The sequence below is a fragment of the Actinosynnema sp. CA-299493 genome (genome assembly GCF_050946825.1).
In the GTDB taxonomy this organism is placed as follows: domain Bacteria; phylum Actinomycetota; class Actinomycetes; order Mycobacteriales; family Pseudonocardiaceae; genus Actinosynnema.
The window spans coordinates 9008582-9022658 of sequence record NZ_CP191993.1 but is presented as its reverse complement, the minus strand read 5'-3'; the positions used below and the strand labels follow the sequence as shown (position 1 = coordinate 9022658).

The window sequence follows — 14077 nt, the reverse complement described above, 5'->3', positions numbered from 1 at the left end:
ACTTCCCGGGAACGCCATCGCGATGAACGACCGCATCGTGGCCCCGCGCCCCGCGGGCACCGGCACGTCCGGTGCCCGCGAGGGCGTTCCGGCTGCTCGACCCGACTCGGAGGCTCCGATTCCCCCGACCACGGAAGCCGACCAGAAGACCCACGTCCGGCCGGGTGACCGGATCTTCGCAGGCCTGGCCACGGGGTCGGGCATCTTCATCGTGGTCCTGATCGCGGCGATCGGCGTCTTCCTGCTGCTCCAGGCCATCCCCTCGCTCGGGCTGGACAAGGTCAACTTCCTGACCAGCCGCGAGTGGTCCACCGGCGACGTCGGCGACATGCGCTACGGCATCCTCGACCTGCTCCTGGTCACCGTGGTGTCGTCCGCGTTCGCGCTGGTCATCGCCATGCCGATCGCCCTCGGCATCGCCCTGTTCCTCACCCAGTACGCGCCGCGCCGGCTCGCCCGGCCGTTCGCCTACGTCATCGACCTGCTCGCCGCCGTGCCGTCGATCATCTTCGGCCTGTGGGGCCTGCTCGTGCTCGGCCCGGTGCTCACCCCGATCGGCGAGTGGTTGATCTCGAACCTCGGCTGGATCCCGCTGTTCGCCGAGGGCAACGTCAGCATCGAGCTGGGCGGCACCATCTTCACCGCCGGCATCGTGCTGGCGGTGATGATCCTGCCGATCATCACCGCGGTCAGCCGCGAGGTGTTCGACCGCACGCCGGTGGTCCACGTCGAGGGCGCCATCGCGCTCGGCGCCACCAAGTGGGAGGTCGTGCGCACCACCGTGCTGCCGTTCGGCAAGGCGGGCTACGTCAGCGCCTCCATGCTCGGCCTCGGCCGCGCCCTCGGCGAGACGATCGCGTTGACGATCATCCTGAGCGGCACGGGCGCGGCGTTCGCGTGGAGCCTGTTCGACGGCGGCGCCACGTTCGCGTCCAAGATCGCGCTGGCCGCGCCCGAGTTCAACGACCCGCGCACGGCGGGCGCCTACATCGCCGCCGGCCTGGTGCTGTTCGTCCTCACCTTCGGCGTCAACGCCCTCGCCCGGTCCATCGTCGCCGGTCACAAGGAGTACGAATGACGACCGACACGGCGGACCTGAACCGCCTCGCCACGCCGCCGACGTTCCAGAGCGTCAGCGGCGCGCGCAAGTTCAAGAACGGCTTCGCCACCGTCCTGGTGTACGGGGCGTTCCTCGTCGCGATCGTGCCGCTGATCTGGGTGCTGTGGGTGGTCGTCGAACGCGGCTTCCCGGTCGTGCTCGACGCCGACTGGTGGCAGAAGTCGCTGTCCGGCCTGCTGGGCCGCCAGCAGGGCGGCGGCGTCTACCACGCGATCTACGGCACGCTGGTGCAGGGCCTGGTGTGCGGTGCGCTGTCCGTGCCGCTCGGCCTGTTCGTCGGCGTGTACCTGGTGGAGTACGGCGGCCGGTCCAAGCTGTCCAAGGCCACCACGTTCATGGTCGACATCCTCACGGGTGTGCCGTCCATCGTGGCCGCGCTGTTCGTCTACACGCTGTGGATCACCTACTTCGGCTTCGGTCGCAGCGGGTTCGCGGTGTCGCTCGCGCTGGTGCTGCTGATGGTGCCGGTGATCGTGCGGACCACCGAGGAGATGCTGAAGATCGTGCCGGACGAGCTGCGCGAGGCGTCCTACGCGCTCGGCATCCCCAAGTGGAAGACGATCGTGAAGGTCGTCATCCCCACCGCGCTGTCCGGCATCATCACCGGCATCATGCTGGCGCTGGCCCGCGTCATGGGCGAGACCGCGCCGGTGCTCGTGCTGGCCGCGTACGCGCCGTACATCAACTACAACCTGTTCGAAGGGCCGATGGCGTCGCTGCCGCTGCTCATGACGTCGGAGCGGAACAACCCGACGCAGGCCGGTTTCGAGCGGATCTGGGGTGCGGCGATCACCCTGGTCATCATCATCACGCTGTTCAACCTGCTGGCCACCGTGATCTCGCGGTGGCTGGCTCCGAAGACGAAGTGAGCGGGCGGTCATGGCCAAGCGCATCGACGTGAAAGACCTGAACCTGTACTACGGCAAGTTCCACGCCGTGGACGGTGTCTCGCTCGCCGTGCCGCCGAAGAACGTGACGGCGTTCATCGGCCCGTCCGGTTGCGGGAAGTCCACCGTGCTGCGGTCGTTGAACCGCATGCACGAGGTGGCGCCCGGGGCGCGGGTGGAGGGCACCGTGCTGCTGGACGGCGAGGACATCTACGCGTCCGCCGTCGACCCGGTGCAGGTGCGCCGGACCATCGGCATGGTGTTCCAGCGCCCCAACCCGTTCCCGACGATGTCCATCCGGGACAACGTGGTGGCGGGGCTGAAGCTCGCGGGCGAGCGGAACAAGAAGAAGCTCGACGAGGTGGCCGAGCGGTCGTTGCGCGGGGCGAACCTGTGGAACGAGGTCAAGGACCGCCTCGACCGGCCCGGCGGCGGCCTGTCCGGTGGTCAGCAGCAGCGGCTGTGCATCGCCCGGGCGATCGCCGTGCAGCCGGACGTGCTGCTGATGGACGAGCCGTGCTCGGCGCTGGACCCCATCTCGACCCTGGCGATCGAGGACCTGATCACGGAGTTGAAGAAGGAGTACACGATCGTCATCGTGACCCACAACATGCAGCAGGCGGCGCGGGTCAGCGACCAGACCGCGTTCTTCAACCTGCTGGGTGTCGGTCAGCCGGGTCGGCTGATCGAGGTGGACGACACGGAGAAGATCTTCTCCAACCCCAGCCAGAAGGCCACGGAGGACTACATCTCCGGCCGCTTCGGCTGATCACCACCCCACCCAAGAGCCCTCCCACCGCTGGTGGGAGGGCTCTTGCCCGTTAGGGTGACAGCGGAACCGGGCAGCCGCCGGGCCCGTCAAAGCCAAGACACGGCCAACCGTTCACCGGTACCGTGACGGCTGGGATCGGCAGACTCGCAGGGGGTAACCGTGGCGGCGGAAGGTGCGTGGAGCGCGCAGTCCATGCAGGCTATGACGGCCGGCATGGTGGGGCTGAAGCAAGCCGCCGAGTCGGGCTCGTTCGCCATCAGCGAGTCCGGCGCCCAGGAGTACCTGAAGGCGATCGACAACGCGTTGCAAGACCTCCGCCGTCTGGATCCCCAACTCGTGCGTCTCCGCCAGGAGACCAAGCTGGGCACGAGTCCCGATGGCACCGCGATGGCGCGCTACAACCAGGAGAGCGTCGACGGCGGTGCGGGCACGACCGGCATCGTGCCGGCGATCGAGCAGCTGCGGTCCGCGTTGGACGAGGCTCGTGGGGCGTTGCAGAAGGCGATCGAGAACTACCGTGAGGTCGACAGCTCGAACGCAAGCACCTACCAACGCTACTGAGGGTGAAGACAGTTGATCAAGGGATTGTCGACTCGCGTCGCTCTGTCGTTGGCGGTGTCGGCCATGGTCGTGACCGGTTGCACGACCGGGGGAACCGCCACGCCGGGAACCACCGGGTCGACGCCGACCGAGCAGACGTCGAAGACCACTACCAGCACGAAGCCGTCCGGTGGCGGCGGCTCGTTGGCCGACTTCGACCCGTGCGCGGTCCTCGAGTCGGTGACGTCGCAGCTGAACCTGACCGATCTCGAGCCGACAGACGAGAAGGAATGCCTGGCCGATTACTCGTCGACCGTGTCTATCGGGCTCACGAAGCAGCCTGAACTCGCGATCGGCGAGGCCGTGGGCGGCGAGAAGTCCGAGATCAACATCGGCTCGCGCAAGGCCTTGCTCGTCAAGACGCCGACGACGAAGTCATCGTGCCTCGTCGCCGTCGAGGTGACGCCCACGTCCAGGGTCGATGTGGCGGCTTCCGCGGACGCATCGTTGGACGAGGCTTGTGAGGCGGCCACCAAGGTCGCCACCGCCATCGAACCGAAGCTGCCGAAGTAACCCCAGGGGAGAACGTCGTGACGCCGCCCAACTCGCAGCCGCCGTCCAACTCGCCGTCGCCGCAGGACACCAGCCAGGCGACCCAGGTCACCTACGCCGGGCAGACCGATGCCGAGCTGCGTGCCGAGTACGAGCGTGCGAGCGAGGCCAACCCGGGGCTCTTCAACAACATCTTCGACTACATCCGCTACAAGCAGCAGTCGGCGCAGAACCAGGCCAACCAGGAGCAGCAGCTCGAGCAGGTGGTGGAGAACTACCGGCCGCCGCTGTCACCGCCCGGCTCCCACTACCTGGGTTACGACCACAAGGCCCTCAAGGACATGGTCACCACGAACATGTCCCCGAGCACGGCCAACGAGCAGGGCGAGGCCTGGACCAAGCTCGGCAACACGCTCGCCGAGCTGCAGACCAACCTGAGCAGCGCCACGGCCGCCAGCAAGGGCGCCTGGCAGGGCGCGGCGGCCGAGTCGGCGCAGGGCTACTTCACCAACGTGGCCACCTGGTCCGGCAACGCCGCCCAGGGCGCGCAGCTCACCGGCAACAAGCTGTACACCCAGAGCACGGCGGCCGAGCAGGCGAAGAACGCGATGCCCGAGCCGGTCGAGTTCAGCACGGCCGACGCCTACAAGATGTTCTTCGCCGAGCCCAACCCGTTCAAGTGGGCCGCGACGATCGACCAGATCGAGCAGAAGTTCGAGGAGAAGCAGCAGGCCCACGAACGTGCGGCCGAGGTCATGACGACCATGTCCACCAGCTTCCAGGAGTCGGGCTCGACCATGCCCGCCTTCTCGGCGCCCCCGCCGATGGAGGGCTCCGGCGGCAGCGGCGATCCCGGCAAGAACGGCACGGGGGAGATCAACGGTCGCCAGACCATCCCCAGCGGCACCGGGACGGGCACGGGGACCGGTGGTGGGTTCGGTGACGTCGGGGTGCCCGGCGGTGGCGGCAGCGGCAGTGGGAGCGGCAGCGGCGGCGGTGGTGGCAACACCAACCAGTCCGGCTGGAACGGCCCCGGTGGCGGCGGCAACACCAACCTGCCCGGCGGTGGCGGTGGTGGCAACACCAACCTGCCCGGTGGCGGCGGTGGCGGGCCCTACCCGCCCGGCTACTTCCCGCCCGGTGGCGGCGGCCAGAACAACCGGCCGACGATCCCGCCCGGCGGGCGTCCCGGCCTGCCGAACGGTCCCGGCACCCGCGGCCCGGGTGGTGGTCCGGGTGGCGGTGGCATGGGCCGCGTCCCCGGAGGCGGCGGCGCCGGTGGTCCCGGTGGCATGGCGGCGGCCGGTCGCGGTGGCATGGGCGGCTTCGGTCCCGGTGGCAGCGCGGGCACGCTCGGCGATGCCGGCCGGTCCGGCGCGGGCGGCTTCGGCCCCGGCGGCAGCGGTGGTCTCGGCGGCGCGGGCGCGGCGGGCCGCGGTGGTCCCGGTGGCATGGGCGCCGGCATGGGCGCGGGCGCCGGTGGCGCGCGCGGCCAGGGTGACGAGGACAAGGAGCACAAGGCCGCGTCCTACCTGGTGGAGACCGAGGACGTCTTCGGTGACGGCACCATGGTCGCTCCGCCGGTCATCGGCGGGTGAGCGTGTTCTCGTTCGCCCTGTCCCACGCGGCGGCCGACATGCTCTGGGAGGACCTGAAGCTCGGCAGCCGCCCCTACCCGTTCGAGTTCCCCTACCTCGGGCAGACGGTCGACGAGCGGCGCGGCATCCGCAACGCGGTCCAGCGCGACCTGGAGTCGCGCGGCCTGGCCCGGCGCGGCCGGGTCGCGCCCGAGGTCGAGGAAGCGCTCACCCTGCTGGTCCGCTTCGACTACAGCCTCAACGCGGTCGCCTCGCTCGACGCGCGCAACGTCGAGCGCCAGCTGCTGGCGCGCGGCGGCGCGGCCGGTGAGAACGCGGCGCTCGCGGTGATGGACGACCGGCAGATCAAGGTCGACCTGATGCGGGCGCCCGCGTTGCTGCGCGCGATCGTCGACCTGGTCCCGCCGGCCCGGCCCGGCCCCGGCCAGTCGATCACCGTGCCGATGCCGACGTCCGCGCCACCACCGCCCCGGCGGGACGACGACTTCGGCAACGCCACCTTCACCCAGACCATGGCGCCGCGCTCGACCGCGTCCGCCCAGGTCCGCGCGCTGGAAGCGGTGTTCGAGCGCCCCCGGCTGCGCGCCGGCCAGTTCGGCGTCACGGTGCGCGGCAGGCACGGCCGGGAGCAGCGCGCGCCGCAGGTCGCGTGGTTCGACAACGACCAGGGCCGCTACATGTCGCAGACGCGGCAGGGGCCGGACGGCCAGAAGTGGCTCAACCACGCCCCCGCCGACAACGCGCGCATCGCCGCCCAGCTCGCGCAGGAGCTGAACGGCCTGCTCGGCTGACGCTCAAGCCCCGGCTGACGCCCGGGAGCCCCGGCCCGGCTGACCGCTCAAGCCCCGGCTGAACGCTCAGTCGTCGTCGCCGGCTTCGCCGTGGTAGCCGGGCATCCGGCCGGTGACCACGAAGACGGTGCGCTTGGCCACCGACACCGCGTGGTCGGCGAAGCGCTCGTAGAACCGGCCGAGCAGCGTGGTGTCCACCGCGGACGGCACGCCGTGCGCCCAGTCCTTGTCCATGATCACCGTGAACAGGTGGCGGTGCAGGTCGTCCATCGCGTCGTCGGCGTCCTCCAACGACCGCGCCCGCTTCACGTCCTGGGTGCGGATGATGTCGGTCGCCTCGCGCGCCAGCTCGACCGCGATGCGGCCCATCTCGGCGAAGTACGGCCGCACCGTGTCCGACAGCACCTGGTTCGGGTGCCTGCGCCGCGCCGCCTTCGCCACGTGCAGCGCCAGGTCGCCCATCCGCTCCACGCTCTCGGCCGCGTGGATCACCGCGAGCACGATGCGCAGGTCGGTCGCGACCGGCGCCTGCAACGCCAGCAGCGCGTACGCCTGCTCCTCGATGTCGGCGCGCACGTCGTCGATCTTGGCGTCGTCGCCGATCACCTGCTCGGCCAGGGCGAGGTCCGCCCCGAGCAGGGAAGCGGTCGCGCGCTCCATCGCGTCGCCCGCCATGCCGCACATGTCGGCGAGCTGGTCGGCGAGTTGTCCGAGCCGGTCGTGGTAGGCCTCACGCATGGCCGTCAGCCTACGGGCAGGTCATCGCGGTATCGACCCACCCCGGTGAACCCGGGGTGAACCGGAAACGTCCAGTCCGCTCACGCGCAGGGGTCCTTGCCCGCGTTGACGACGGTCAGGTCCTCGGGTGGCGTCGCCTTGCCCGGATCGGCGCCCGACGTCTGCGGCGCCCGGACCTCCTCGTCCCAACCGGGCCCGATCAGCAGCTGCACCGAGCCGCCCATGTTCGCCTGGAACTGCAACGTCGCGCCCGGCACCGAGGACAGCAGCGTCGCCGCCGCGTCCTCCGCGCCGACGCCGTACAGGATCACGGTCTTCTCGGCGGGGGGAGCGTCACCGGGGAGGACGACGTCGTAGCCGAGCTCCCGCAACGCCGAGGTGGTCCGGCGGGACGCGCCGTCGTTGTCCGGGTCGCCGTTGCGCACCTGGACCTTCAGCCCCTTGTGGTCGACGACCTTGCCCTGCTTGGGTCCGGGCGGCGGCGAGGCGGCCGCCGGCTGGCCCTGGGCCTGGTTCGGGTCGGCCGCGGTGTTGTCCGGCGTCTCCTCCGGCAGCGGCGTGCCGTCGATGATGGCCTGGAACAACGCCTTGACGTCGTCTTCCTTCAACAGCTCCAGGTTGTCGTCGGTGGACGCCGTCGCGCCCTCGGCCGTCTCGTGCGGGATGGTGACGAAGGTGACCCGGCCCGCTTCCAGGCTCTGCAACGACTGCGCCAGCGTCAGCATGTCGTTCACGCCGATGTTCTGGCCGACGGTCGACGCGGCGAACGCGTTGAGGAAGGCGTTGAGCTTGCCCGGGTTCAGCAGGATCTCCGACGACAACGCCTTGCGCAGCAACGAGGACAGGAACTGCTGCTGCCGACCGACGCGGTCGAAGTCGGTCTTGGACTCGCCCTCGACCTTGCGGGCCCGCACGAAGTCCAGCGCCTTGGTGCCGTCGATCTCGTACCGACCGGCCTTGTCGAAGATCACGCCCAGCTCTTCGTCGTCCATCGGCTTCGGCACGCACACCGGGACGGTGCCGATCGCGTCGACCATGCCCTTGAAGCCGTTGAAGTCGACGCTGAGGAAGTGGTTGATCTCCAACCCGGTCAGCTCGGTCATGAACTTGCTGACGCACTTGGGCCCGCCGACCGCGTACGGCTCGTTGGCCTTGACGTCCTCGGCGGCGTCGAGCTGGGTGCCGGTGTACTGGGCGGTGGAGGGGTCCCACTCCTCGCACTGCGGCCGGGTGATCAGCAGGTCGCGCGGCACCGAGACGATGACCATGCGCTTCCGGTCGGCCGGGATGTGGGCGAGCATCAGCACGTCGGAGCGCGCGCCGGGCTCGGCGTTCGCGTCACCGACGCCGTCCTGCGGCCGCGCGCCCGCCCGGGTGTCCGAGCCGACGATGAGGAAGTTCTCGTCGCCGAGCTGCTTCTCCGCCTCGTGCACCGCGGCGGAGTTCGTGTTCAGCGCGTCGATCTCGGTGATCTGGCTGTCGATGTAGAGCATCGCGGCCCAGCCGAGGCCGGTGGACACGAACACCAGCACGGCGGCGGCCAGCGCGACGACCTTGACCGTGCGCACGATCTTGCTGTGCTTGACCGTGCGGCCGCGGCGGCGCGGGTTGTCGTCGTCGGGGGCGTCGACCGGCGAGGCGTACTCGGTGGCGTCCTCGTCGTGCTCGGCCTTCCACGGCATGAGCTTCTGGCGGCGTTCCTTGCGCAGGCGCTCCTGCTCGGCCAGCTCGTCGTGCACGGCGGAGAAGCGGGCCAGCGTGTGGTCGACCTCGCGACGCTTCTTGACGTCGTCGCTGATGGCCTCCATCTCCGTGGTGAGGCTGGCCGGGTCGATGGCCTCGCGCGGCTCGGGACCCGCGTCGAGGCGGGCGGCGATGACGGGCGGCGGCTGGTCGGGCGCGTCGGCGCCGTCGTCGGCGAACCTCCGGCCGGGCGCGTCGCCGGCCGGGCGCGGTCCGCTGCCGTCCGGTGGGCCGTCCGCGAGCCGCCGCGGCGCGCCACCGTCGACCGGCACGACCGGCGGGCCGTCGGCGAGGCGGCGGGGGCCGCTGCCCTCGGGACGGCGGCCGGTCGGGTCCTCGCCGGGTGGGACGGGCGGACCCGCCGGGCCGGGCCCGGGTCGGCGCCGGTCGGCGGCCGGGTCCGGTCGGCGGCCGGTGCGCGGCCCGCCGGTCAGGTCGTGCGGGCCGCTGCCGTCGGCGAGGCGACGGGGTCCGTCGGCCGGCGGGGTGGGGCGGGGGCGTTGGCCGGTGTTCTCGCCGGGGCGCGGCCCGTCCGCGAGCCGCCTGCCGATGCCCTCGGCCGGTGCGCCCTCGGCGGCCCGGCGCCCGGGCGGTCCCGCTTCGTCGGGGCGGCGGCGCGGGTCTTCGGGGCGCGGACGCGGTCCGCTGCCGTCCGCCGCGCGGCGAGGCGTGTCGGGCGCGAGGCCCTCGGGGTGCCGGCGTGGTGCGTTGCCGTCCGCCGAACGCCGGGGCATGCCCGGCGCGAGGTCCTCGGGGCGCGGGCGCGGTCCGCTGCCCTCGGCGAGCCGGCGGGGCGTGTCGGGCGCGAGGTCCTCGGGGCGGGGGCCGCCGCCGTCCGCGAGGCGCCGGGGTGTGTCGGGCGCGAGCCCTTCCGGGCGCTGCCGCGGTCCGCTGCCGTCGGGGAGCCGTCGACCCGGCGCGGCGCCGGGGAGGTCGGGGCGCGGGCGTTGGCCGGTGCCCTCGGCGCGTCGTGGGCCGGTCGGGTCCTGCGGGCGGCCGTTGGCCGGGAAGCGCGTGCCCGGCTCGCCGGGAGGGGCGGGACGCGGCGCGGCGGGACGTCCCGGGACGACGTCGTCGGGCCGACCGGCGTAACCGTTCGCGGGTCCGTGCACCGGAGGGGGCGCGGGGCGGCCGGGACGTGCCTGGCCGGGCTCCTCGGGACGGCGGCGGGTGCCGGTGTCCTCCGGCGCGGGGCGCGGCGTCCGGGTGCCGGTGCCGTCGTTCGCGGCGAAGAAGTCGTTCGGGGGCGGCGGTGCGGTCGGGCGGCGTCCGGGTGCGGGCGGCACGCCGTTCGCCGGCCTGGGCCGGGTGCCGGTGTCCTCGGGGGCCTGTGGCGCGTAGTCCGGCGGCGGAGCCTGCCTGCGCGGCGGAGGCGGCGGCGGTTCGGGCGCGGCGCGGCGGCCGGCGCCTTCGGGGGCGTGCCTGCCGTCCTGGGGCGGAGCGGGTCTGCGGGGCGGCTCCGGCTCGGGCGCGGCGCGCCTGCCGGTGTCCGAAGGACCGGGCGGGACCGGGCGGGGGATGTTCGTGCGGCTGTGCTGTTCCAGCAGGTCGGACACGCTCAGCCCGCCATCGTCCAGCGACCTGCGGCGACGGCCGGTCGGCTGGTCCTCCTGGGGGGCCTGGTCACCTTCGGGTCCGGGGCCGCCACGGCGGGGCTCGTCGGGCACCCGGTCTCCCTTCAGCTTCGGTCATTAGTCGGTCGTCATCACGAGTTGACGACAGCAAGGACACAGTGGTTGCACCAACGGCGTGTCACTTGCCTTGGCGATACTACGGATGACGGCCAGTCCTGACGACCACTCCCGGTGATACAGGGGTCGGCAGTACTCGGTTGCGCGCAGCAGACTACGTCCGAAAGGGTGAGCGGACGTGGGTCTCAGTAACCGGCGACCCGTGATTCGGCTATACCCCGTCGCCCGGAAGCGGCACCCGCGAGGAGGACGCGGCCGTTCGCACGATAGGCGACGGCGTTGCGTCCTGACTGCTTGGCGGTGTACAGGAGGCTGTCGGCGCGCAGGAGTTGCTGCTCCGGAGCGACCGGCGCGCGGGTCGGCGCACCGGCGGCCGGCGGCTCATAGGCCAACCCGATGCTGACGGTCACTCGCAAACCCGGCGCGAGGGATGCCCAGGCGTGACGCTCGACACGCATCCGGGCCGACTCGGCGATCTCCACCGCCGGCCCGGGTTCGACGTCGGGCAGCACGAGGACGAACTCCTCGCCGCCGTAACGGGCGCAGAACCCGCCCTCCGGCAGCTCCTCCTGCAACAGCTCGACCACGCGCTGCAACACCCGGTCACCCAAGAGGTGCCCGAACGTGTCGTTCACCTGCTTGAACCAGTCCAGGTCGATCAACGCGATGGCAAGGCCCGCCGCGGTGGAGCCCCGCTCGGCGACGATGTCGAGCAGTCGCTCGTCCAGGTACCTGCGGTTGTAGCTGTCGGTGAGGCTGTCGCGCAGGCTCTGCTCACGCGCCTCGGCGTGCTCGCGGCGCAGCCGGTCGACCTCTCGGCGCAGCTGCTCGGGCACCTGCGGCGGGTCGTCCTGGTCGGCGTAGACCAGGTCGAACGCGGAGCGCAGGTGCTGGTAGGCCTGCCGCCACTGGCCCCGGGAAGCGAGCAGCGCGGCGATCGACTCGTGCAGTTGCACCAAGCCGGTGCCCTCGCTCTCGGAAGCGGGCGCGCTTCCTCCGGTCCGGTCGTCGCGGTCGGACTCCGCGACTTCGGGTCGCAGTGCGGTCATCGCGCTCACCTCCCTCCTTGCCAAGGTGTCGTCTGATACGAGGCGACGCTTGAGCCGGCGGGACGCGTCACAGAGGGAATTCCCTCTACTGGTTGACTGTGCACTGCTCCGAACTAGTGGCATTCGGTGGTCGAAGTGCCGAGAAGTTGACGGAGCGTGGTCAACCGGCGCGGTGACACCTCAATTGACACACGGGGCGAAGCCGTAGGCCTTGCCGTTGAGCAGCACGACGTGCTGCGAGCCGATCTGGCTGCCGATCTCGGAGCCCTCCTGCACGACGGTCAGCGTGACCGCGACGACCAGCACCACACCGCGCGGGTGCTCGTCCTCGCCGGGCGGCGCCCACGCCGGGTCGAGGCGCAGCGTCGACATGGTCGGCTGCACCTTGATCGTGCCCGAGGGCAGTTGGCAGTCCTCGTCGCGGAAGTCCGGGTGCTGGGTGTCCTTGAGCAGGTCGCGCTGCTCGGACGTGCCCTGCCCGCCGGCCTCGTTGAGGTCGGCGAAGTAGCCGGAGACGAGCTCGCGCTCCACGTCGGTGACCTGGAGCGGACGGGCGACGCCGGTGACCGTCGAACCGCAGCCGGCCAGCAGGAGGGCGCACGCCAGCGCCGTCGCGGCGCGCGCCACGTCAGCCACCCGAGTGCAGTTCGTCGGCGCCGACGGGCACGGTGGCGTCCTCGGGGTCGTCCAGCCAGCCCTCGGGCAGCACGACCTTGCCGGGCGAGCCCTGCCTGCCGCGCGGCTCGTCGGCGTTGTCCGGGAACTCCAGCGCCGGGTCGAGCCGGCCGACCAGGTCGTCCAGCTCGGCGAGGGTGGAGACCATGGCGAGGTTGCGTCGCAGTTCCGCGCCGACCGGGAAGCCCTTCAGGTACCAGGCCATGTGCTTGCGCAGGTCGCGCAGGCCCTTGTCCTCGCCGAGGAAGTCCGCGAGCAGCACGCCGTGCCGGCGCAGGATGGCCGCGACCTGGCCGAGGCGTGGCCCCGGCGGGATGGGCTCCCCCCGGAACGCCGCCTGCAGCTCGCCGAACAGCCACGGCCGGCCGAGGCAGCCGCGACCGACCACGACGCCGTCGCAGCCGGTCCGGGCGACCATGTCCAAGGCGTCCTGGGCGCTGAAGATGTCACCGTTGCCGAGCACGGGGATGCTGGTCACGGCCTCCTTCAGCCGGGCGATGGCGGACCAGTCGGCCTGGCCGGAGTAGCGCTGGGCCGCGGTGCGCGCGTGCAGGGCGACCGCCTGCGCGCCCTCGTCCTCGGCGATGCGGCCGGCGTCGAGGTAGGTGAGGTGCTCGTCGTCGATGCCGATGCGGAACTTGACCGTCACCGGCACGCCGGCGGGCTCGGCGGCGCGCACGGCCGCCCGCACGATCTGCCGGAACAGCTGCCGCTTGTACGGCAGCGCCGCGCCACCGCCCTTGCGCGTCACCTTGGGCACGGGGCAGCCGAAGTTCATGTCGATGTGGTCGGCCCGGTCCTCGGCCACGATGATCTTCGCGGCTTCGGACATCGACTTCGGGTCGACGCCGTAGAGCTGCATCGAACGGGGGCTCTCGGCCGCGCCGAACGTGATCATCTGCATCGTCTTGGCGTCGCGCTCGACGATCGCCCGGGCGGTGATCATCTCGCAGACGTAGAGCGACGTGGGGCTGCCGAACTCGCGGCAGAGTTGGCGGAAGGCCACGTTGGTGATGCCCGCCATGGGTGCGAGCACGACGGCGGGATCGACCGGGTAGCGGCCGATCTTCAGGGACTTGGTGGCGTGCAGGGCGGTGGACATCGCCGTCCATTGTCGCCCAGCGCTGGTAGTGGTGGGCGCCACATCGGCGAATCACCCTTCGCTCCTCGGCCACCTGGCCGCCCGCGACGCGCCACCACCGCCCTTCGACCGCCTCGGCCACAAACGCCGCCACCCCGTTCACCGTGAGGACGGTCTCACCAACCGTGAGGTAGGCACGCGTCACCCACCACGTCATCCCTGTCGCGCAGCAACCGCCGGCGGCCTTCCTCCGCCCACGACCCCACGGCCTCGACCGCACCGGAAGTCTCCCGTGCGCCGTGGGTGCCGAAGGCTCAGAACGGCACGGTCAGACAACCCAACCGCGCACCGGCCGTGCCCGCGTGACCGGGTTCGGTGTGCGTGTGCTCCTCGTGCAGCACGATCGATCCCGCACGCCGTTCCCCGAACTTCCACTCGACCCGCGCCCACGCCTCACCTCGTCCGCGCGCGTCGGTGGTGAAGTCGAGCCAGATCTCGTTGCGCGGATTGGCGAACGCGGGATCCGTCGCCCCGCCTTGGACGTGCTGGTAGTGCGGCCCGGCATCAGCAGACGCCGGTCCACACGCATTGACGTGCGCGTGCGCCCCGTACTCCCGCCCCGGCAACAGACCACTCGTGCGCAGCAACACGACCGTGCCGCCGCCCAAGGACCCCACCACCACCTCCGCCCGCGCACCGGCGGGCACACGGGCGTCATAGCTGGTCAGCTCCCCGGACACAGTCGTCAACGAGGCCACCAGGGCAAGTGCCACAGCGAAGTGCATGGCACCTGCTTATCGCCCACCCACCCCAACCGCCACCACCATCACCCGTTCCGGT

General features: G+C 71.6%; 13 protein-coding genes. 7 read left to right on the top strand and 6 right to left on the bottom strand.

Features of this window, described 5'->3' with window-relative positions:
* The first annotated feature begins 22 nt into the window (after positions 1 to 22).
* The 7 genes from pstC to ACQPYE_RS38990 all read left to right on the top strand — a co-directional run bounded on the left by pstC (position 23) and on the right by ACQPYE_RS38990 (position 6260).
* Positions 23 to 1078, top strand: a complete 1056-nt coding sequence (gene pstC / locus ACQPYE_RS39020; protein ID WP_498718111.1) for a phosphate ABC transporter permease subunit PstC — start codon at positions 23 to 25, stop codon at positions 1076 to 1078.
* The gene (gene pstA / locus ACQPYE_RS39015) at positions 1075 to 1989 is read left to right on the top strand and encodes a phosphate ABC transporter permease PstA (protein ID WP_498718110.1); all 915 of its coding nucleotides are present in this window, start codon (positions 1075 to 1077) and stop codon (positions 1987 to 1989) included. The genes pstC and pstA overlap by 4 nt, the downstream gene beginning before the upstream one ends.
* 10 nt (positions 1990 to 1999) lie before the next feature.
* Positions 2000 to 2776, top strand: coding sequence for a phosphate ABC transporter ATP-binding protein PstB (gene pstB, locus ACQPYE_RS39010; protein WP_123745088.1), 777 nt, complete (start codon positions 2000 to 2002; stop codon positions 2774 to 2776).
* Between the two features lie 162 nt (positions 2777 to 2938).
* On the top strand, positions 2939 to 3340 hold the full coding sequence (locus ACQPYE_RS39005) for a hypothetical protein (RefSeq protein WP_498718109.1): 402 nt from the start codon (positions 2939 to 2941) through the stop codon (positions 3338 to 3340).
* A gap of 12 nt (positions 3341 to 3352) precedes the next feature.
* On the top strand, positions 3353 to 3892 hold the full coding sequence (locus tag ACQPYE_RS39000) for a DUF3558 family protein (RefSeq protein ID WP_498718108.1): 540 nt from the start codon (positions 3353 to 3355) through the stop codon (positions 3890 to 3892).
* A 17-nt stretch (positions 3893 to 3909) separates the two neighbouring features.
* Entirely contained in the window at positions 3910 to 5469 is a 1560-nt protein-coding gene (locus ACQPYE_RS38995; RefSeq protein ID WP_498718107.1) for a PPE domain-containing protein, read from the top strand.
* On the top strand, positions 5466 to 6260 hold the full coding sequence (locus tag ACQPYE_RS38990; RefSeq protein ID WP_498718106.1) for an ESX secretion-associated protein EspG: 795 nt from the start codon (positions 5466 to 5468) through the stop codon (positions 6258 to 6260). Before ACQPYE_RS38995 ends, ACQPYE_RS38990 begins: the two co-directional genes overlap by 4 nt.
* 66 nt (positions 6261 to 6326) lie before the next feature.
* On the opposite strand, the gene phoU is transcribed toward ACQPYE_RS38990, so the two are convergent.
* The 6 genes from phoU to ACQPYE_RS38960 all read right to left on the bottom strand — a co-directional run bounded on the left by phoU (position 6327) and on the right by ACQPYE_RS38960 (position 14022).
* The gene (gene phoU / locus ACQPYE_RS38985; RefSeq protein WP_498718105.1) at positions 6327 to 6998 is read right to left on the bottom strand and encodes a phosphate signaling complex protein PhoU; all 672 of its coding nucleotides are present in this window, start codon (positions 6996 to 6998) and stop codon (positions 6327 to 6329) included.
* An 80-nt stretch (positions 6999 to 7078) separates the two neighbouring features.
* The gene (locus ACQPYE_RS38980) at positions 7079 to 10408 is read right to left on the bottom strand and encodes an LCP family protein (RefSeq protein ID WP_498718104.1); all 3330 of its coding nucleotides are present in this window, start codon (positions 10406 to 10408) and stop codon (positions 7079 to 7081) included.
* A gap of 209 nt (positions 10409 to 10617) precedes the next feature.
* On the bottom strand, positions 10618 to 11481 hold the full coding sequence (locus tag ACQPYE_RS38975) for a GGDEF domain-containing protein (RefSeq protein ID WP_498718103.1): 864 nt from the start codon (positions 11479 to 11481) through the stop codon (positions 10618 to 10620).
* Between the two features lie 180 nt (positions 11482 to 11661).
* On the bottom strand, positions 11662 to 12117 hold the full coding sequence (locus ACQPYE_RS38970; protein ID WP_498718101.1) for a hypothetical protein: 456 nt from the start codon (positions 12115 to 12117) through the stop codon (positions 11662 to 11664).
* Positions 12110 to 13258 carry a tRNA dihydrouridine synthase DusB gene (gene dusB / locus ACQPYE_RS38965; RefSeq protein ID WP_498718100.1) on the bottom strand — a complete coding sequence of 383 codons (1149 nt, stop codon included), beginning with the start codon at positions 13256 to 13258 and terminating at the stop codon, positions 12110 to 12112. Before dusB ends, ACQPYE_RS38970 begins: the two co-directional genes overlap by 8 nt.
* Before the next feature lie 293 nt (positions 13259 to 13551).
* Complete coding sequence (locus tag ACQPYE_RS38960) at positions 13552 to 14022, bottom strand: superoxide dismutase (RefSeq protein ID WP_498718099.1); 471 nt, start codon at positions 14020 to 14022, stop codon at positions 13552 to 13554.
* Positions 14023 to 14077 lie beyond the last annotated feature (55 nt).